This window comes from Aporhodopirellula sallentina SM41 (assembly GCF_000346505.1).
GTDB lineage: Bacteria > Planctomycetota > Planctomycetia > Pirellulales > Pirellulaceae > Rhodopirellula > Rhodopirellula sallentina.
This window is the reverse complement of record NZ_ANOH01000274.1, coordinates 14,789-35,625: the sequence shown is the minus strand read 5'-3', so window position 1 is coordinate 35,625 and position 20,837 is coordinate 14,789. Positions and strand designations below refer to the sequence as shown.

The following is a 20,837-nucleotide window of genomic DNA, read 5'->3' as shown; positions in this document are numbered from 1 at the left end:
ACGCGGGTGGGCAAATGCGCCCTTCATCGTACAGCAATCCATGACGGGCTCGATGGGGGACCCTGTTTGCAGGTGGATGTTTGCAAGTGAAAGACGGTCCCGGAATATCTCAAAAACGATACAAGGCACAACCAACCTGTAAGCCTGAACCAATGTTGATGATCAACCCTTGGTCGCCTGCCGAGGGGCGAGTGTCGTCAGGATTGCCGTTTTGATCGGACACGCCGGCGGCAAGCATCGCCAACGGGGTCGAGGACGTGAATGCATCGGGACCTCGTTGGGTCGCAACGATCATGCGATCGAAGGCGAGTTCCAATTCGTTCGCAAAACCTTGCAAGAAATCATCGCTGGTTTGCGGAGGCAACCACCAATCGATGTCCTCATTCGTCAGAGAATTCTCGTCGAGGAACCGTTCCACGCTTTGTCGGATGCACGGCAGGAGACTCTTCTTCCATCCTTCAGCGATGGTGTGTTCCAAGAACGGCTTGCCAATCTTGTTCTCGATGTTGGCGAAGACCTTGTATTCGTCTTGGAATTCAGGGTAGTGATCGAACCGAAACGCGTGAAAACCAGTTTCACCATCTTCAGATTCACTCAGGATGGCGGCGGATGCCATCTCGGTGATGCCGATGGTTGGTTTGTCGGGAACGTCAGCATTGTTTTCGATCTCGGAGGCAACCACCATCGCTCGTTCGATACGCCCGGCACGTCCCATCTCACAGATCAGGTGACACGCGTTTAAGAAGCCGATGGAACCGTTGAGCAGATCGAACGCGAACGACTTTACAGGGTCCGTTGCCGCCTGATCGGCGTTGAGTTTGAGGTCGCCGGCCAGCAACGCCGCGAGGGCGGGTTCGGTGAGGTATTCCGTCCGATAGATGCCGGTTGAGATCAACAGCTCGATGGTGGAGCGATCGATGTTCGCTTCTTTGATGCTCGTTTCAGCAGCCTGATGTAGCAACGTCAACGTGTCGGCACGTTCGCCATCGACAGGTGTCGCCATTGCAACCGATTCGAACCGGAACGGCGTCGACATCGCAACGCTCATGGAGTCTTGCGTTGGCGAGTCGATCAAGAGGTGGTTGGCGTGCCCGTTGGTGGAACTGCCGTTGTTGTTATCGTTAGCCCGTCGGATTCGGTCAGGCAGATCGTTGCAATGGTAGACCGCCGTGCCACTGGTTTGCCCAGAACCCGAGATCGCAAAGAGGACTCTGTCGCCGGTTCGAATTCTTCCGTTGTCGATGTTGTCACGGAACGCTAGGAAGTGTGTCGTGCTGGCGGTGTTCCCTCGCAGTTCCAAGTTGTCGATCATTTGATCGGTGCAATCAGTTTGAAACTGTTTCGCGATTTCCTCAATCGCACCACGGATCGTCAGTCGCGACGTTTGGTGCGGGATGATGTGTTGGATATCATTGACGTGATGTCCGCTTTCTTTGAGGACATGAACGGCGTGAGCGGCGGCGTGCGGAACGATTGCCGCGGTTACCTGAACCGCATCGGTGTGCATGACCGCACCGCCGTGTGGTTGATCGCTCGGTTTTGCGATGCACAACCGGCTGTAGTGGCCGAGCGTGTACATGTCGAACTCGGTAAAGCCTTCGCCTCGCCGCGGTGACGCGCTCATGGCAACCGCAACGCCCGCATCACCGAGTGTGAGCGAGGCGAGTTGAGGATCGAGATAACCGTCCATCTCGAGCTGCGCGGTACGTGTCAGGTGCGAGATGTATTCACCGCTGACCACCATCGCACTGCGAACGGCTCCGGATTGAATGAACGCATCGGCAACATAGACCGCCGTCCACATGCTCGCACACGCGTTGGAAATGTCGAACGCGATCGCATTGTCAAAACCCATCAAACGTTTTAGCGCGATCGCGGTGGATGGTTCGTAACCGACACGCGATGGACCGTCCCAACGCGATATGTTGGCGCTGATCAATAGGTCGAACTGATCGGCATGGATCGTCGAGTGTTTCAAGCAATCCTGGATCGCGTTGGACGCCAGGTCAATCGCGTACTCATCGTCGGCTGCGAAGTGACGCGATCGAATTCCGGTCAGACGTTCCAGAGGCACGCGAACAGGGCGTACGCAACCATCAAGAATTTCACGCGTGGTGACGACCTGTGGTGGCAGGTACGTGCCGACGCTTTCGAGAATGGAATGGTTGATGTTCATGATTGGCCACAGGGAGTCAATTCGGGAGCACCGAGATGTTCGTACAGCTCAGAAATCGTTTGGTATTCGAATAACACTTCCGGTTTCATCGGCCCATTGTTCCGCGTCAATCCGGCATCGTTGGCGCGAGTGATGATCCGCAGACTCGTCAGCGATGCACCGCCGAGATCAAAAAAGTTGTCGTTGATCCCTACCTTGGGCACACCGAGCTCTTCTTCCCAAATCGACGCCAAGGTTGTTTGCCATTCGTTTTGTGGTTCAACGTATTCGCACGTCGTCCGACGTTCGGACTTGGCAGGACGTGGCAGCATCCGATGAGCAATCTTCCCCGATGCGGTCAGAGGCAGCGATTCCATCACAACGATACGTCGAGGAACCATGTATCGCGGAAGAACCGTCCGCAGATGAGCGAGGGTCTTGTTTTGATACTCACCTATTTGAGACGCGTTATCTTCACGCAGAGTATTGTCGGTCGGTTGAATCCAGGCGACTAACTCGGATTGTGACGTTCCTTCGTCGGTATTCAGACGTACGCAGCATCGCATGACTTCCGGCATAGCGTTGATCGCTGATTCAACTTCCGAGGTATCGGCACGAATGCCATCGACCTTGATCTGTTGATCGATCCGTCCGAGGAATTCGAGTTGACCGTCAGGGTTCCAGCGAGCCCGGTCACCGGTGTCGTACATTAAGGATGGTGATTCCGCATCGACGAATGGATCGCGGCAGAACGCGTTCTCGGTGAGTTGGCTGTCTCGCCAGTAACCGTCGGCGAGCATGGGGCCGGCGAGGAAAAGGCGTCCGACCGCGCCGAGCGGACACAGTCGACCTTCATCGTCGAGAACATACGCTCTGCTGCCTGGCCGTGGGCGGCCGATTGGCGTAGCGGACCGAGCGTGTTGCCCCGGCGAAACTTCGTAGGTGGTTGCGGTGACGACGGCTTCGGTGGGGCCATAAGCGTTGAGAATACGCACGCCGCGAGACCGCCACGCGGAAACTGATTCGCTCGGGAAAACGTCACCACCGAGGATCATCAATCGTAGCGAACTGAGGTCATGATCCTGGTCGATCAACCCGCCGCAATGCTGGAAGTAGGCGGGCGGTAGGTTGATTACGGTCAAACCATGTTGACTGACGTTTTCCCAGAGAGTTTCGGGCGACCAAAGGGCGTTCCCTCTCGCAACAACCATCGCACCGGCATGCCATGCCGAAAACATTTGTTCGAGCGAAGGATCGAACGTCAGGTTGCTGAACTGCAGGACCCTGTCGTCTTCGGTCAATTTGTAGACCGAACTGATCGATACGATGTGCTGGGCCAACGCGGCGTGGGAAACGCAGACACCTTTGGCACTGCCGGTGGAACCGGAGGTATGGAGGATGTAGACGGTGTCCGATGGCGACGCCGCGACGTCAATCTCGTGACGTTGTTCGTCGGCGGAGGAAACCAGATCAACAACGTGGGGCATTGGGATACAGCAAACGTCGCTCGATTCAACGACGGAGATCAAGTCTGAGTTGTCGGTGATCAAGGTATCCGCCCCGCACGAACGAAGAATGTTCTCGTTGCGGGTGATGGGACTTTCGCAATCCAGCGGAACGTAAACCGCACCGGCTTTCATGATGCCCAAAACAACGGAGGCGGTTTCAAAGCACCGAGCAAAACAGCAGGCAACCAATGATCCCTTCGTGACGCCACGTTCACAGAGTTCATGCGCGATCACGTCGCTGGCACGATCGAGTTGGGCATAGGTCTGTTGTTCAGCGTCACACACCCAGGCGACCGCGTCTGCGCGCGATTGAGCCTGTCGTGCCACCCATTGATGAACGAGTGTGCCATCCCACGTTTCGAGCGCGGCGGATGAGGACAACGCCAAAATCTCGTCTCGTTCGGATTTTGAAACCAGATCGTACTGTGACAATCGTTTCGAAGGATCCCTGACCACTTCACCGCAGAGATGCACGAACTGGTCGGCGATGCGTCTTGCCGTTCGTTCGGAGTACAGGTCGGTGTCGTATTTCAGTGTGCCAACGAAAAGCTGCTCGGTTTCGAACAATTCCATCGTCAGGTCGCACTGACCTTCCTGTTGCCGCATGTTGTACGGGCGAACGCGCAGTCCGGCCAATTCGACCTCCGCGGATTGGTCTCCCAGCAAGGTTGCCGCTTCGCAGAAGCGGGGCTTCTGCAGGCCGAACATGACGTTGAAGATCGGGTTGCCACTGCCATTTCTTTTCCGACCGATACGATCCACGATCGACGCGAACGGATAACCTTGGTGTTTGATCGCACCGAGGACTTTTGATTTCACTCCGGTGGCGAAATCGGCGAATGTCGGATCATCGCTCGATTCCGAACGGATCGCGAGCGAGTTGACGAAATAGCCAATCACATGATTGAACTCGCTGCGTGAACGTCCCGACGTGGTTGTGCCCACGATGACATCGTTTTGGTTCGCGATGCGATGCAACAGCGTTTTGAAGATCGACAGCGTCAACGCAAAGGGGGTCAGGCGGAGTGTCTTGGCGAGTTCGCGTAGACCCGACGAGAGTTCTTCTGGAATCTGGAAATTCAGCGTCGCGCCACGAAATTCCGCTCTCGCGGGACGTCGAAAATCGCTCGCGAGATCGAGAGTCGGTAGCGGTCCACCGAGTTCATCTTCCCAGTAGAGCCAGTCTTTCTCGCCCTCGGTGCTTTCCACCCAGCTTCTTTGTTCGTTGACGAAATCAGAGAACGTTGCCGGAGGCGACTGGAGTTTCGCGATCTCACCGCCGGTTACCTGTGAGAGCAACTGGAATAACTCGTCTTGGAAGATCCAAAGTGACCAGGCATCAAAGACAATGTGATGCAGCACAATCAGAAGGATCTGTTCGTCGTCGGAGCGGCGAATCAATCGTACCCTCAAGAGTGGTCCGGCTTCGAGATCGAACGGACGTTCGTACTCGGCCTTCACGCGTGAGGATATTTCTTCTTCGGAGGCGCCGAGCATCTCGATCGATGCAAAATCGGCGGTTGAGTTCTGATGGATCTTTCGAAGCAGTTTTCCGGACTTCATTTCCATCGTCGTACGCAACGACTCATGTCGCTCGACCAGCAAATCGATGGATGTTTTGATCGATGCAGGATCGACCGGGGAGCAGATCCGGCAGGCCGAGGCGACGTTGTAGGCAGGACTGTATGGCGCCGAAAGATGTAGGAAGTACAGCGCCTGTTGGCCCACGGTCGTCGGTTCGAACCGACTCTCGTCAGCCTGCGGAGCCGTTTCGCTTTGAATGATCTTGATCAGGTCTTTCTTAAAACGACGCAGTAACGTCATCGTTTCCTGATCGAGTGCGTTGTCGGGTGCACGGAAACGAAGCATCTTTCCTTGACACCAAAGTTCGACTCGGCGGTCAAGTAGTTGTTGGTAGAGCTTCTCGGCAGTCATGTCAGGGGCATTCATAAGGCGCCCTCCACCCATCCGTCTTCGCTTGCGACAGGAGGCTCGGCAGTTGCAATCTGTTCGATCACTTGATTTAAGAATGTATCCAAGGTGCTGTCTTCGAAAAATAAATCCAGAGGTACTTCGATGCCAAATTCTTGTTGCATTTCGTCACGAAGTTCGAACGCCATGAGGCTGTCCAAGCCGAGTGCATCGAGCGATTGGGCGAGAGGGACTTCGTCAATTTCGAGCCCCATGATTTCCGCAATCCGTTCGTGCAAATCTTGACGAATTTCTTCCGGTGACTTTTGTTGCTGATTCGCAGAATCGGTGTCCGACGCCGATTCATCTGCCGTGGTTGTCGCAGGTGCGACGATCGTGATGGGCGTCAGTGTCAGTCCGGTGACGGTCATGACCGGAGAACCATCGGCATCGGTGATCGTTAAGTCGATCGATAGCGAATCATCTTCGGTTGACGCGTTGGAGGAACGGCGGAGCGTCGACGTGACTTGCAGCGTCTGGTCCGCGTTAGCGGATTGATGAGCCGCAACGTGGTCGACGCCGACCGGGATCCAAGCGTTCGTGGAGGAAGGAATGACCCCTGCGGCGACTTGGAAACACGCGTCGAGCAATGCAGGATGCAACTGATATCCATCCGAATCCAATCCGGATGGCAGTTTGGTCCGGCCAGTCGATGCGGTTTGTCCATCGACAACAGTGTTTCGACGTGACTGAAGTCCTCGAAACGCGGGGCCATAGTTCAGACCGGCATCATGCATCGCCTTGTAGTGATCGTGGGCAGATGTTTCGGTGCCGCACTGTGTGTTCAAAGCAAGAGTCTCGTCTTCCGTTGGAGCGTGCGACGGGATCTCGCTAGGACATGGTGTGTCACTTTGGGGAGACATGTTCGCAACCCGGCATTGGGCGATGGTGTGCCACTGTCCATTTTCGGAAAGTGTGTCCAACGCCGCGATCGTTAGCTCTCGAGTTTGCTCGCCGGGTGAAACGATCACCTGCACGCATGTCGGATCGCTACCTCGCAGTGGAAGCGGCCGAAGGATTTTGAACGAATCGATGGAAGTCAGGTCCGGCGAAACGGCTCGACCTGCTTCCAAAGCCAGTTCCAACAGCCCGGCGGCGGGAAACAGTTTCATGCCCCGGACGACATGATCGTGGAGGTAGGTGAACTGTTCTAAGTTCGTCTCGAAGATCGTTTCTTTGCCCGCCAAGTTCAGCTTTCGTTGCAGCAAGGCGTGACCGGTCGAAACGTTTCTAGCCGGCGCATCATGAGTCGTCGAAAGCAACGTCGTTGCCAATCGATCAACCGGAGCAACAGATTTGCTCGAAAGAGCCGACATGGGTAGGCAGACCGGTGTGTCGTCGATCCACCGTCGGCTGCGTTGGAACGGATAGGTTGGCAGAGGGACGCGTTTGGCGGTTGGTGGGAAGTGCTCTTTCCATGAGATCGTTTCACCACGCAGGAAAGCCATCGCGACGCTGCGGAGCTCGCAGACTCGATCATCGCCGAGCAATCGATTTTCCGATGTTGAAACCTCGGTGATGGTTTGGGATGAGGGATTGCCGTCGGCATAACGTTGTAGCTCGGCGACGAGTTCTTGAGTCGTTCCGGCGACAATTCCGATTCGGTGTTCGAAAACATCGCGGGTCGTTGCGGCGGAAAAACAAACGTCGACGAGCGGCAGGGAGATCGCCGAAAGCGAGGCGGCGAATCGTTCGGCATACTGACGCAACGCCTTCGGGCTTTTCGCAGACAAAACGAACAGCGACGGTTGGGGAGTGAGATTCGGCGCCGGCGAATTCTCGAGTTGGACGCCCGACGCGACAGGACGTGCGATCACCGTTCCTTCGGTCGAGGCGGCGGGCGATAGTGGGTGAACCGACGGTGCGTCAGACAGGATCACGTGTGCGTTGCTGCCGCCGAAGCCGAACGAACTGACGCCGGCGATTCTTGGTTTTGCGGATTCCCACGAACGCTTTTGACGTATTACTTCGACCGGCCATTGCCAATCGATGGCTTTGCTGAGTTCGTCGCAGTGCAAATGCGGGGGCAGGTAATTGTTTTTGAGTGAAAGAATGACCTTGATCATTCCCGCGATTCCGGCGGCGCCTTCGAGGTGTCCGACGTTGGTTTTAACCGATCCGATTTGCAAGGGGCGCGATGGTTCGCGGCTCGGTCCGAAAACCTGGCGAAGGGCGTCCACTTCGATCGGATCACCGAGTGGTGTGCCGGTGCCGTGGGTTTCCAGGTAGTCGATCTGTTCTGCGGTCAGGCGAGCGTCAGCGATCGCGGCGCGAATGACGGCTTGCTGCGCGTTGCCGTTGGGCGCGGTCAGACCCACGCTCCGGCCGTCTTGGTTGGTCGCACTGCCTCGAACGACGCAGAGAATCGGATCCTGATCTTTGATCGCGTCGCTGAGTCGTTTCAGCAGAACTGCTCCGCATCCTTCACCGCGAACGAAACCATCGGCGTCGGACGAGAACGCATGGCAACGCCCGGTCGGCGATAGCATGCCGGCTTGGCTCAAACTGATGCTCAGTTCGGGAGCCAAAATCACGTTGACGCCCATCGCGATGGCCATGTCGCAGTCACCGTATCGCAAACTGCGTGCAGCCAAATGGACCGCCGTCAGTGATGACGAGCATGCGGTGTCGACCGCCACGCTCGGACCGCGCCAATCCATCACGTAGCTCAATCGGCCCGCCGCTGCACCATGAGCGTTTCCGGTGCTCATGTACGTATCAATGGATTCCGAGTCGCGGCGAGTCAAACGATACAGATAGTCGTTGCTGCACATGCCGACGAACGCACCGACGCGTCGTCCGCGACAGGATTGAGGTGCGATGCCCGCGTTTTCAAATGTTTCCCACGCGACTTCTAGCAGCAAACGTTGTTGTGGATCGAGAGAGGCGGCTTCCCGGCCCGAGATTCCAAAAAACGCAGCATCAAATTGATCGATCTGGTCGAGCCAGCCGACTCGATTAGCTGTAATGCGGCCCGGTTGCTTTTCACGATCCGACTTCAGTTCGTTCGTCCATCGGTCACCGGCGTGAGTATCGACGGCACGGCCTTGATGCAGCAGTTCCCAGAAATCATCGGGTGACGTGGCGCCGGGAAACCGGCAACCGATTCCGACGATTGCGAGCGGTTCGCTCAAACGATCGCCCAATCGCTGCATACCCGCTTTCGTTTTTCGAAGAGCCTCGAGAACGCTCGCCATGTTCAGGCTGCCGTCGGCGGGCACGTTTTCGTTGACAGCGGAATTTCGCGTACCGCGACCAGGACGTGCAGGATCTTGATCGGATGCGTCGTCGGAGTTCGGTAGTTGAATCATTGGTCAGCTCCCCACTGTTCGAATTGTTCGGACAAATCGCCAATTTCACGAAGTAGATCCGTTACCTCAGCAACCGGCATTTCGCTCCCCGAGGTGTCCTCGGTGTCGGATACGCGTTCCGATGCGACAGGCGCGTTTGCCTGTAAATTCGACAGACTCACCCCTGATTCTAGTTCACGATCGGAATTCACGTTCTCGCGGGCGTGCTTTTCTACCGTTGGCTGTTTGACGTCCCGCTCTTCTGTATATGACGATTCTGCATCGGTAAGAGACAACAGTTCGAGCATCCGTCCGGCGAGCGCCTGCACGTCGGGGAAGTTGAATAGATCGATCGTGCTAATGCGTACGCCGAGCGTTGCTTGCAGAGCGTTGACCAGTTCCAACGAAGTCAGCGAGTCCATCCCCAGATCGAATAATGGTTGATCGAGCGGAACCGCATCGGCACTGCCCAAAGCGAGTGCGGTGGCGATCGACTCGCGAATGTGTTGGGTGACCATTTTTAGGCGTTCGTCTGCGGTAAGTTCACCCAATTGCTCCACCCAGTCAGGTTTCGTTGCCGCATTGTCGGAACTGTTGCGATCGCGAAGCAGGCCTTCAAACAAACGGTGAGACTGAAGGTGATCGGGCAACCGATCCAAATGCAGCCGAGCAACCGCGACCGAAGCGGGAGTTTTTGAACCCGGCGAACTTTCCTGTGCGGACGCTCTCAATAGGTGCTCGAGAACGTGAATTCCCTCGTCAGGCATCAACATGCCGATTCCAGCGAGGTCGCCTTTGCCGAGACGATCGCGTTTCGCCGCTGCCCCGATTCGCCCCCACGGTCCCCACCCGATTGAGATTGCCGGTTGCCCGAGTTCTCTGCGGAGCATTGCCAAAGAATCCAAAAACGCGTTGGCGACTGCATGGTTAGCTTGTCCGGGCGATCCCAGCCAAGCCGAGAAGGACGAGAAGAGCACGAAGTCATCGATCGCATCGTGTTGAGTCGCCTCATGAAGGTTCCATGCACCGGAGACCTTCGCATCGAGAACGCGATGCATTTTCGCAGGCGATTGTTGCTCCATGGTGGCATCGTCGAGCACGCCGGCGAGATGATAGACACCTGTGATTGGCCCCAAGTTATCGCGAAGACGTGATAACGTCTGGTCAACATTAGCGATCTGGCTCAGTTGCACATTCTCGACCTGGATACTCACGCCGCGTGAACGCCATTGGTTCAGCACCGCGTTCTCGTCGTTCGTCGCGGCGCGTCGGGTGAGCAAGGCAATCTTGGTCGCTCCGCTGTCGATCAAATGCTCTGCGGTCAGGAGGCCCAATCCGCCAAGACCACCGGTAATGATCTGCAGTCCGTCGACTGATTTTCGTGTTGTGGATTCGGGGAGAGATGCGGGTTGCCGTTTCGAACCGCAGTGGATCACCGCCTTCCCAATATTTGTACCGCTTTGAAGCCATGCCATCGCATCGGCTACTTCGTCAAACTCGAAAGCACGCAGAGGCAAGGGGCGGTAAACGTTCTTTCGAACTTTTTGAATTAAGCGATCGAGCCGACCTTGGATACCGTCGGGGCTATCTGCCAAACGCTTAGACAGGTCCAACGGTGTGTATTCAATGCGAGGCTTCTGTGCTTTGATGCGATCGTTGATCCCGGAGTTCGCCAACGCGATGTCGACGTAGCGGCAGGTGTCATCGGCGGTTCGCAGGTTTTCGTCGATGAATGCTTCGCCGAGCGAATTGACAATCACATCGACTCCACGTCCATCAGTCGCTTTCGAGATCGCCGCTGCATAACCCGTTTGTCTCGAATCAAATACGTGAGTGACACCCATTTGTTTGAGAAAATCATGTTTGTCGAGGCTGGCTGTTGCGAACACCTGTGCCCCGAGGTGTTGGGCGATTTGGACAGAGGCGATGCCGACACCGCCTGCCGCTGAATGAATCAAAACGGATTCGCCCGCTTTCAAATTGGCGATATCTTCGATTGCTGTTGAGGCGGTTAAGAAGGCGACCGGAAGAGTCGACGCGTCGTCGAATGAAATTGATTCCGGCAAATGACAAACCGATGAAGCGGGTACTGTGACGTAGTCGGCGATCGACTCCGCCGCGACGACAACCACGCGGTCTCCTACGGTTACATCGTCAACATCCGCGCCGACTCGTACGACTTTCCCGGCGCACTCGGCACCGAGCGGTGGGTTACCGGGATACGCGCCTAGCACGTTGAGAACATCACGGAAATTCAGGCCGGCAGAAACAATCCCGACCTCGACCTCGTCTGCTTTGGGAAGGCGTCGGTTTCGAGATTCGGCGGAGAGGCCTTGTAAACTGCCGCGTTCGTTGATGCAGAGGATTCGGCATTGCTCATCATCAGAAAGATTGTGATGTTCCCACTGCCGAACCATCCGCCGACCATCGCGAACCGTGACCTCTTCATTTCTCGGATCGGTCGAGCTGAATTCGTCGAACAGAATATTTGCGTTCGTCTCAGTCGACGCCGCGCGGTCGAGATCGATTCCGGAACATGACCACTGCGGTTGTTCGAGGGTCAGGGTCCGCCACATGCCCCACAACGAACCGCCGACGATATCAACCGGCGTCTTTGAATTGGCGTTGCAGGTGGACTCGCAAAAAGCTCCGGGAGCGATTGAATCCGTTGCCACGGCTCCGCAGGTGACCCATCGCACGCGTAGATTCGGTTCAGTTGATATGCGAGACGATTGGGCTCTCAGTAATGTTTGAAAGACCGACAGCATCCGAACGCTTGCTTTTGCCAGGGAGTCTGCGGGGGTGTCACAGCGGTCACTACTTTGGTCACTACAGCGAGCATTACAGCGGCTTTGGATATCGCTGCTGATGTCGTCATCGGACGAAAGCGATTCGTTGCAAGAGAGCACGACGATGTCGGTCGGTTGGAGATCGTCTAGATACTTCGAGATTCCTTCCTGTGGATGATCAAGTTCGCTGAGCGTGGCGACTTCCGAGGTGTCTCCCCGATCACGAAGTATGTTTGCGTAGCAGGTCGCGACATCAGTTGAGTCATTGTCGATCAATAGCCAACGTCGATGATGCGAAGGAGTCGCGGTTGGTGTGGGCTGAGCAACAATGACCTTGCTCGGCGTGGCCAGTTCGGCGGGTGTTTGCGATTCTGGCTGCCCGGTGGCAGGGTCGAAGAATGTCGGCGAGTCAAATCCCTCGGCCCCGAGCAGTCGGGACCAGCCCTGCGATGAGATCAATGGGTATTCGGGACGAAGATCGGTTTCGGTAAATCGCCACCATCCTGGCGTCAATCCGAAGGTCAGGTCGAGCCAACGTGAAGGTTCGGTGCCTTCCAAAACCACGAGGTGGCCTTGCGGGTGAATCAACGACCGGATGTGTCGCATTGCTGTGGCAAGGTCGGCGGTCGCGTGCAGCACGTTCGCTGCGATGACGATATCAAACTTGTTGAGCGAGTCCGTAAAGCCCTGCGACGTCGGGTCTTGTTCGATGTCCAGTACGCGATAATCAAGGAAGTGATGTTCCGCGAAACTGCGTCGTGCTGCTGCAAGAAAACCGGGAGCAACGTCGGTGTAAACGTACTCGCACCGGTCATGGGGAAGTTCGTTCAGAACCGCTCGAGTCGTGGCACCGGTGCCGGCACCAATCTCTAAAACTCGCAGTCCACGACCGGGCGGCAGTTCGCTCGTGATCTCCGCGACAACTCCCGCGGCGAGTCGATTCAGCCGGATACCGCCAACGGAGTCGCGATAAACATCGGCCGCAGAAACTTCACCGTCCGATGGGAACAATAAAGGTAGAGGGTCGTCGCCACTGCGCATGAGGTCAGCCGTCGCGGCGGCACACCGATCGAGCAACGCGAATTCGTTTGTTGCACTGGGGTGTTTTGCGAGCGTGGTTGGGAGCGAAGGAGCGGTTGCAACGGTCCAGGTTTCCGTGTCTCCGTTGAGACCACTCTGTAGTAGACCTTGTTCCTCCGCAATCCTCAACATCCGTTGCAGTAGACGGGAATGCTTAGGGTGGATACTGGCGGCGTCCAAGATCGAATTCAGAGAGTGGGTGTCCCCAATGTCCCAGCGGAGGCCGAGTTGCGAGAGGATTTTGATCGTCCATTCTCCCGCGACCGATTCCAGTGATTCGCTGATCTCGCGAAGGATCGTTGACGGTAGACCGTCGTTGGCTACCCCGTTGATCGTCGTGGGGATCTCGACCGTGTTGAGTGAATTGGCTTCTTTTTGGCGTATCGACTCAACCCAGCGATTTTGCAGGGTGAGTTCCGTCGAGTCGATCGGCGCGGTCGCTTTGAGTTGTAGGCCTCTGATGATGATGCCCGTCGACGACTCGGTTTGGACAGATTCCGTCTGTGTCGATGTCGATATCGGTGCGATGACGAGATCGGCCGTTGCGGTTTCTTCTTGATGATTCAACAGGCGGGCCGACACGCGAAATTGAGTATCAGGTCCTCCGGCAAAGAAATCGCCGATCAGGTCGATGGAATCGATACCGACGGGGACCCATGCACGCTGTCCCCACCGGACTCCGCATGCGGCTACCGTTTGTAAACAGGCGTCGAGACTCCCGATGCGGTAGGTATCATCGCCAGACATCGTTTCGCGAGACGTGACAATTGCTTCGGCGTCGTTTCCGAGCGAGCCCAAATTGCGGATCAATCGGAACGCGGGACCGTATTGCATGTCCGCGTCTTGGAGACGTTGATAGTGTTCATCAACATCACTCGGGATCAGATCGGTACGCGGCGTGAAGTTTGCGATCGGATTGGGGGACTCGGCAGGATTGTCTTTCAGCGACAGCGTGAAGGTCGCGTGCAAACGCCAGTTCTTTGCTTTTCTTCCGAGGATTCGCCCATGCCATGTTGAGTCGGCTTCGCTCGTCGGCGACAGAACGAGTTGGCATCGTTGGGGTTGGCCATCGTGAAGGACGAGTGGACGCAGGATCTCCAAATCCCGTAATTGAATGGAACCGCGGTCGTTGGAGTCTTCGTTTTCGCGAGTCAACGTTTCACCCGCGGCGAGTGCCCACCGCACAAAACCGGCGGCGGGAAAGAGCACCGACTCATCGACCCGATGGTCGGTCAAGAAAGAGTCTGCTCCGAAGTGAGTTTCAAAGACAATGTCTTCGCTCGCCAGGTCAAGTCGTGACGCAAGGTCGCCGGCAGATGTCTCCGGTGTAGATGATGGTAATGTTGCCGATGTTGCGGAGTTCGCTCCCGCAGAGGAAAGCCAATGTCGTTCTCGATCGAACGGGTAGGTGGGCAGCGAAACCAACGGCGCGGTTCCTCCCAACGCGGCTGCCCAATCGAAATCGACACCATGGACGTATAAATTTGCGAGCGTGTCCCAGTAGGAGCCTGGCTTTTTGACCGGTGCGTTGGCGTCGGCTGGGAAACCGGCGAGCACCGACAATCCGGTTTTGGCTGAACGGGCCAGTGCGGACAATGTACTTCCTGCCCCGATTTCCATCCCAAGCGATCGGCTTTGTTTCGTCGGAACGTCGTTCGACGAAGTCGCGCCCGACATTTCGTTCAAGACGAGATCGAATCGAACCGCGTTGCGAAGGTTGGATCGCCAATACTCAGGCGTTGCCGCCGCTTCGCCGGCTAGTTTGCCCGTTTGCGATGACACGAATGCCGGTGTCGGCGGCATCATCGCGGTCATGGATGCCGTTTGTTCGAATTCATCGAGAATCGGTTCAATCAGCCAACTATGAAAGCCGTGCGTTGTCGACATCGGACGCGAAACGATGCCGTGCGTTTTGAGGAAGTCTGCAAGCTCTGTGAGGGTTTCAGGGAGCGAGGCGACAACGGTTTGTTTCGGTCCGTTGACGGCTGCGATCTCGCATCGTCCGTTGAAATTGGCGAGTGTTTGACGAAGACTCTTTTCATCGGAAAACACCGCGAGCATCCCACCGCGTTGTTCGATCCGCCCGGTGAGTTCGGCACGCCGCGTCACGAGCGTGAGGCCGTCTTCAAACGTGAAGACACCCGCCATGCAAGCAGCCGCGAATTCGCCGAGGCTGTGCCCCACGAGCCGGTTCGGCTGGACGCCCAGTGCCATCCAAAAACGGGCCGTAGCGACTTGCAAACAGTACAACGCCGGTTGTATCCAAACCTCGAGCCACTGATCTTTGGTGCTCCACAAACGTTGTTTCAGATCGTGTCCTGTTTGGGCAGAAAAGGCCTCGGCAACAGTATCGAATTCTTGCCGGAAGGTCGGATTGCTTTGGTACAGTTGGTGACCTGCACCGGCGTGGCAACCACCCTGGCCACTAAAGTACCAGTCGACCGACGCATCGCGTTGGCTTACTCCCTGGATCCATTTGGACGCATTACCGGGCGGGGCACTCGATGCATCTCCAACCCAAGCGGCACGGTGTCGGTAGTGGCTTCTGCCGGTCGCCAGTGTGTACGCCTGCGAGGCGTGATCGGTTGCGTCACTGATCGCATGAACGGAGTCCACCACTCGGGACAGGGTCTCCGGTGATTTTGCCGAGCAAACCAGCACGCCTGGGGCAAAGACATTTTCCTCCGGTGCAGTCGTTGGTGCCTCCGGCGGTTCTTCCAAGACGACGTGTGCGTTGGTTCCGCCAAAGCCGAACGAGCTGACACCGGCTCGGCGTGGTCGCTCCTCGTGACGTGGCCACGGGGTCGATTCGGCGACGACCTGCAGTCCGCCGCTCCAGTCGATGTGTGGAGTGGGTGTTTCGAAGTTGACTTGTTGCGGCAGCATCTGATTTTGGACGGACAACGCGACTTTGATCAGCCCCGCGATGCCCGCGGCCGCTTCGAGATGGCCGATGTTCGCTTTGACGGACCCGATCTTGAGAGACGCATCAGGCTTTGCTGAGTATTCGGGAGTCTCGATTAACGATTCTCTGATCGCTCGCACCTCGATCGGATCGCCCAGAGACGTTCCCGTGCCGTGTGCTTCGACATAGTCAATCGCCTCGCCGGGAACACCCGCGTCGCGAAGTGCTTCGCGGATCAGTTCAGCCTGCGCGGCACGGCTCGGCGCGGTCAAACCGTTGCTGCGTCCGTCTTGATTGACTGCGGAACCTTGGATGACGGCGTAGATTCGGTTGCCGTCGGCCAACGCATCGCTGAGGGGTCGCAGCAATACCGCTCCACCGCCTTCTCCTCGGACGAACCCGTCGGCGGCTTCGTCAAAGGTTCGGCAAATACCTGACGGCGAGAGCATGCCCGCTTTGGTGAACGACTCGGTTGCGTCGGTCGAGAGAATGAGATTGACGCCGGCCGCGATTGCATAGTCGCAGTCGCCTGAGCCGAGGGCTCGAAAGGCTTGGTGGGTTGCGACCAGTGACGATGAGCATGCCGTGTCGATCGTCAGGCTCGGTCCACGAAAGTCGAATGTGTACGAAACACGGTTGGCCGCCATGGCCATCGAGTTGCCTGTCGCGGTATACGCGGTCACTCGATCGTTGTCGTTGGAGTGGAACCGGGAGTAATCGTTGTTTCCGATGCCAACGAAAACTCCAACGCGTTGGTTGTGATCTTCGGTTTGGTCTCGCGTCGATAAGTTGGCAATCGGAATGCCCGCGTCCTCAAAGGCTTCCTGGGTCAGTTCAAGCAGTAGTCGATGTTGAGGGTCGATTGCATCGGCCTCGCGCGGACTGATGCCGAAGAAACCGGCGTCAAAGCCCGCGACGTCTGCCAAATATCCGCCACGCGTGGGAACGGAAGGGTCCAGGTTGCCCGCGCTGGGCCAGTCGGAACGGTGCGGGCACTCGCCGGTCGCATCGATCCCATCTCGCAACACGTTCCAAAATTCATGCGGGTTGGACGCCGAGGGAAAGCGACATCCGATTCCGACGATGGCGACCGGTCCACTCGATCCGGCATGGTGTTCATTGTGACGATGACTGGATTGAGTTGTCTTTTCATGTGCCTTTTGAAGAGCAGGCGATGAGTCCACACCGGAGAGGTGATTGGCCAAACCCGTGATGGTCGGATACTCATATGCGAGCGTCGCGGGAATGTCTCGATCCAGCCATTCGGAAAGCTCACCGGCGAGACGAACCGCACCGACACTATCGAGCCCGTATCGAGCAACGGGTTCGTCGACATCAATGCTTTCGATCGGGAGCTTCACACGAGCGGCGATCTTTTCAATTAGCCACGCGGTAATCGTTGACAGTTGAGGCGAATCCGCCTGCGTCGATCGAGGCGAGTCGGACGTTTTGCTCGCGGTCGGACGGTCCCATCGGTGCAGGATTCGGAACTCATCGTTTTCGAATCGCCGTCGGGCTTCGGACCGCTGCACCTTGCCGCTGGTTGTCTTTGGAATCCCACCGGGGCGAACCAGTACGATGGACGATGGAACGATTTGATGTTCTTGCGTGACGGCGGCGCGGATCGCGTCAATTACCTCATCCAAGTCGGCGCTGCGTCTTTGCGAACGCCGGATCTCTTGAGTGATCACCACGTTTTCACCGTCATCGGCGGTCACCGAGAAGGTGGCGCCTCCTCCGATCGCGTTTGCCGGATGAGCCGATTCGGCCGTTCGTTCGATATCTTGCGGATAATGGTTGGCCCCGTGAACGATGATCAGATCTTTACATCGCCCGGTGACAAACAATTCGCCGGGAAAGGTATCGGCGTCAATTAACCCGAGGTCGCCCGTTCGCAAGTATTGCTTCGACTGGCCGGCGATCGTTGCCTGAAATGTCTCGCGAGTCTTCTCCGGGTTCTTCCAATAACCTGCTGCCACCGATGGGCCCGCGACCCAGATTTCTCCGATCTCGCCCGCCGGCATTTCGGTTCTGGTTTCGGGGTCGACGATGCGAACATCCATACTTTCGTCGGGAACGCCGCAACCGATCCAGTTGGATCGTGATTGGTCGCTGTCTTCAGTCGCGTCACGAGGAGGAAGTTCTCTGACCGGTTGTCCGCGCACGCTGCTACTGACCAACAGCGTTGTCTCTGCCATGCCGTAACACGGACAAAACAGTTTGTGTTCGAATCCATAGTCCGCGAAACGCTCGGCGAATCGATGGAGCACACGAGAGTCGATCGGTTCGGCGCCGTTGAATGCGACTCGCCATGTCGACAAATCCACACCAACCAACTCTTCGTCGGTGATCTCGTCAACACACAACCGATAGGCAAAGTTTGGCCCACCTGCGACGGCACCACCAAACTGCGTAATGGCGTGCAGCCATCGAGACGGTTTCTGTAGGAAATCGATCGGCGACATGAAAATCAACTCGCCGCCGAGGTAGAGCGGATTGAGCGAGTTGCCGATCAGGCCCATGTCATGATGCAGCGGCAACCAACCGACGACCGTGTCATCGCCTGTCGATAGAAAGCTCGACTGAATCAGGTGTTGGTTGTGTAGCAAGTTGCCATGCGTGACGATCACTCCTTTCGGCGAACCGGTGGAACCGGAGGTGTACTGCAGGAACGCGGTGGTGTCTCGATCGAGATCCGGACGTACCCAGTCGTCAGCCGCATTGGGATCCATCGCATCGATCGAACACCAGGTAACGACGGACCATGGGTCGTCGGCGTCTGCTGATTCTGCGTTTGCTTGCAGAGAGGCCGCGAGCGATGTGGATGTCAAACCGACCTTGATTTCCGCGTCGGCGATGATCGCGCACAGTCGTGCGTCGCGTTGGTTGCGTCGTGGAGGATAGGCCGGTACCGCGATCACACCGGCGTAAAGACATCCGAAATAGGCGGCCAGGTATTCCGGTCCAGGCGGGAATGCGAGCACGACGCACTCACCAGGCCGGACCCGTTGGCTGAGCCAAACGGCGATTCGACGCGCCTGTCGATCTAATCCGCGGTAGGTGTACCCTTCGGACTCCGGCAGACAACTCGCGTCTGAAATCGGAGCGAACAGTGTTTTGTTGTCGTGGGATTGTTCTCGGTTGGATCCTTTCGCGTTGGATCCGTCGTGGTTGCCAGCTCTCAAGAAGCGATACAGCACCTTGTCCGGCTGGACGTCTGCCCACTCGCAAAGCAGATCGACGACCGATGGCGTGTCGGTCGATGGCTGGGACACTTTTGTCATAACACTATTACAGGTGCGGAAAACCCGACACGGCGGTAGCGGTCGGGGACAGCGTTTTTCTTGTGATATGCCAATTCCGAGTGGGGACGGTCAGGCATTCATAGGAAATTCGTTCAATTGATGGGATTGCCTCAGTGGGACTGGCGGTTGACGCGGCATGGCCGGGGATGTGACGGGTGAATAGGACGACACGTCGCGGATGGAGACGTCCAGAACTGTCGCTCTGGGGCGTTTCTCGTCCGGCCGTGACAGTTCGATTACAACGCGTTTCATACCCGAATCGAGTTCGCAGGCTTCCTACGCTAGCTTCACCTGGGAGTCAATTTAGGATGAAAGGGGAAAATAATACACCCTGCGTGGGGTATTCGTGTTGGTTGAATTGGTGTGCATAAATATGCTGCATGTGAGGGCTGGTCACTCACTCGTTGGTGGTAGATATTTTCGCAATCGTAAGCGTATCCTATCATATTTTTCACCGAGTGGTGGGTGTGATTTGCCTTTTTGGAGGGGGGTGCGAAAGTGTGGTCGTTCGCGGGATTTCGAAGCCGCGTGAAACGTTCGGTTAGGCGGACGCGGGGCTGCCCTTCGACGTGAGGCGTGTCGTTTTTTTGCGACTCGGATCGTTTTCCGTTTGGTGGAGTGCCGGGCAGCGATCTCCCAAGCGGTAGGGCAGCGTTTCTGTTACAAATCGCACCGACTACTGCGCAGACACCGATGGGATAATTTTGTGGCTCGATATCTGGTAACCGGAGCAAGCGGCTTCATTGGCAGGCATCTCGTCGACTTTTTGCTAGCGGCGGGAAATGAAGTCGTCGCGTTGAGCCGGTCGCAAGAGGAAGGCACCGAACGAGGTGGTCAGTTGCAACGGATCGCGGGAGACATCCGAAATCCGGTGCGAGTCGATGAGGCAATGCGTTCGGTCGACCACGTGATCCATCTCGCCGCGTCCGTTGCCACGCGTTCGACAGCTTTGTCGGAGAGCATCAATGTGGAAGGCACCCGTGTCGTTGCCGCGTCAGCGGCACAGCAGCCCAACCCGCCTACTCTGGTCGCCGTCTCGTCGCTCGCGGTCGCGGGACCGGTTTTGGAACGAGCCGACGCATCGAAATCGAAACGGAGAAAACATTCTGACGACGAGCAGTCAGCCGCGGTTTCCGAGGGCGATCCGTGTCGTCCGGTGTCTCACTATGGACGAACCAAGCTCCGGGCCGAACAGGTTTTGCAGGGGATGGCTGATCAAATCCCGATCACGATCGTGCGTCCGCCGTGTGTGATTGGTCCCGGCGATCGCAATCTCTTTGCGCTGTACAAGACCGTGCGCTCGGGATGGAATTTTGTTTTGTCGAAATCTTTTCGATATTCCTATATCAGTGTTACGGACTTGGTGCCTGGAATCTTGTCGGCGGTCGAGCGGGGCACGCGGTTGCCTTCGCCCGAACAGACCGATCAGGCGCGAGGCGTTTACTACCTGACTGATCCGAATCCTGTGACCTTTGTCGAGTTAGCGGAGATGATTGCGGCATCTTTTGATGAGTTTGCGATATCGCGTCGGCGACCCTTGCGTCACATTCGCATTCCTCGCGCCGCCGGATGGATTGCCGGCGGGTGTGGTGAGATCGTGATGAGAGGTTTCGGCGGACGAGTGTTTCTGAATCTCGACAAAGTCCGTGAGGGTGTGGGAGGAAGTTGGGTGTGTGATGGTTCGCTCGCCGAGCAAGAGTTATCGTTTCGTCCTGCTGCCGATCTTGCCACTCGCATCATCGAAACCACCATCGATTATCATCAGTCGCAATGGCTGACCTGATTGACGCGCGTCTTGCAAACGTGAGATTTGAAACTTGCGTTTGATAGGTAT

Annotated in this window: 5 protein-coding genes; 1 reads left to right on the top strand and 4 read right to left on the bottom strand. The window is 56.8% G+C overall.

Annotated elements, in window-relative coordinates; all coding sequences use genetic code 11:
- Positions 1 to 109: 109 nt before the first annotated feature.
- From RSSM_RS18270 to RSSM_RS18255, 4 genes are read right to left on the bottom strand one after another with little or no spacing between them, the layout of a single operon-like run.
- On the bottom strand, positions 110 to 2,176 hold the full coding sequence (locus RSSM_RS18270; RefSeq protein WP_008681963.1) for a 3-oxoacyl-[acyl-carrier-protein] synthase III C-terminal domain-containing protein: 2,067 nt from the start codon (positions 2,174 to 2,176) through the stop codon (positions 110 to 112).
- Positions 2,173 to 5,613 (bottom strand): non-ribosomal peptide synthetase, encoded by a 3,441-nt coding sequence (locus tag RSSM_RS18265; RefSeq protein ID WP_144059929.1) that lies wholly within the window; start codon positions 5,611 to 5,613, stop codon positions 2,173 to 2,175. The genes RSSM_RS18270 and RSSM_RS18265 overlap by 4 nt, the downstream gene beginning before the upstream one ends.
- Positions 5,610 to 8,945 (bottom strand): type I polyketide synthase, encoded by a 3,336-nt coding sequence (locus tag RSSM_RS18260; RefSeq protein WP_008681959.1) that lies wholly within the window; start codon positions 8,943 to 8,945, stop codon positions 5,610 to 5,612. The genes RSSM_RS18265 and RSSM_RS18260 overlap by 4 nt, the downstream gene beginning before the upstream one ends.
- Positions 8,942 to 18,982: a type I polyketide synthase gene (locus RSSM_RS18255; RefSeq protein ID WP_044302956.1), complete on the bottom strand. Its 10,041-nt coding sequence runs from the start codon at positions 18,980 to 18,982 to the stop codon at positions 8,942 to 8,944. The genes RSSM_RS18260 and RSSM_RS18255 overlap by 4 nt, the downstream gene beginning before the upstream one ends.
- 727 nt (positions 18,983 to 19,709) lie before the next feature.
- Between RSSM_RS18255 and RSSM_RS18250 the strand changes: the two genes are divergently transcribed.
- Positions 19,710 to 20,786, top strand: a complete 1,077-nt coding sequence (locus RSSM_RS18250) for an NAD-dependent epimerase/dehydratase family protein (RefSeq protein ID WP_008681957.1) — start codon at positions 19,710 to 19,712, stop codon at positions 20,784 to 20,786.
- The last annotated feature ends 51 nt before the right edge of the window (positions 20,787 to 20,837 follow it).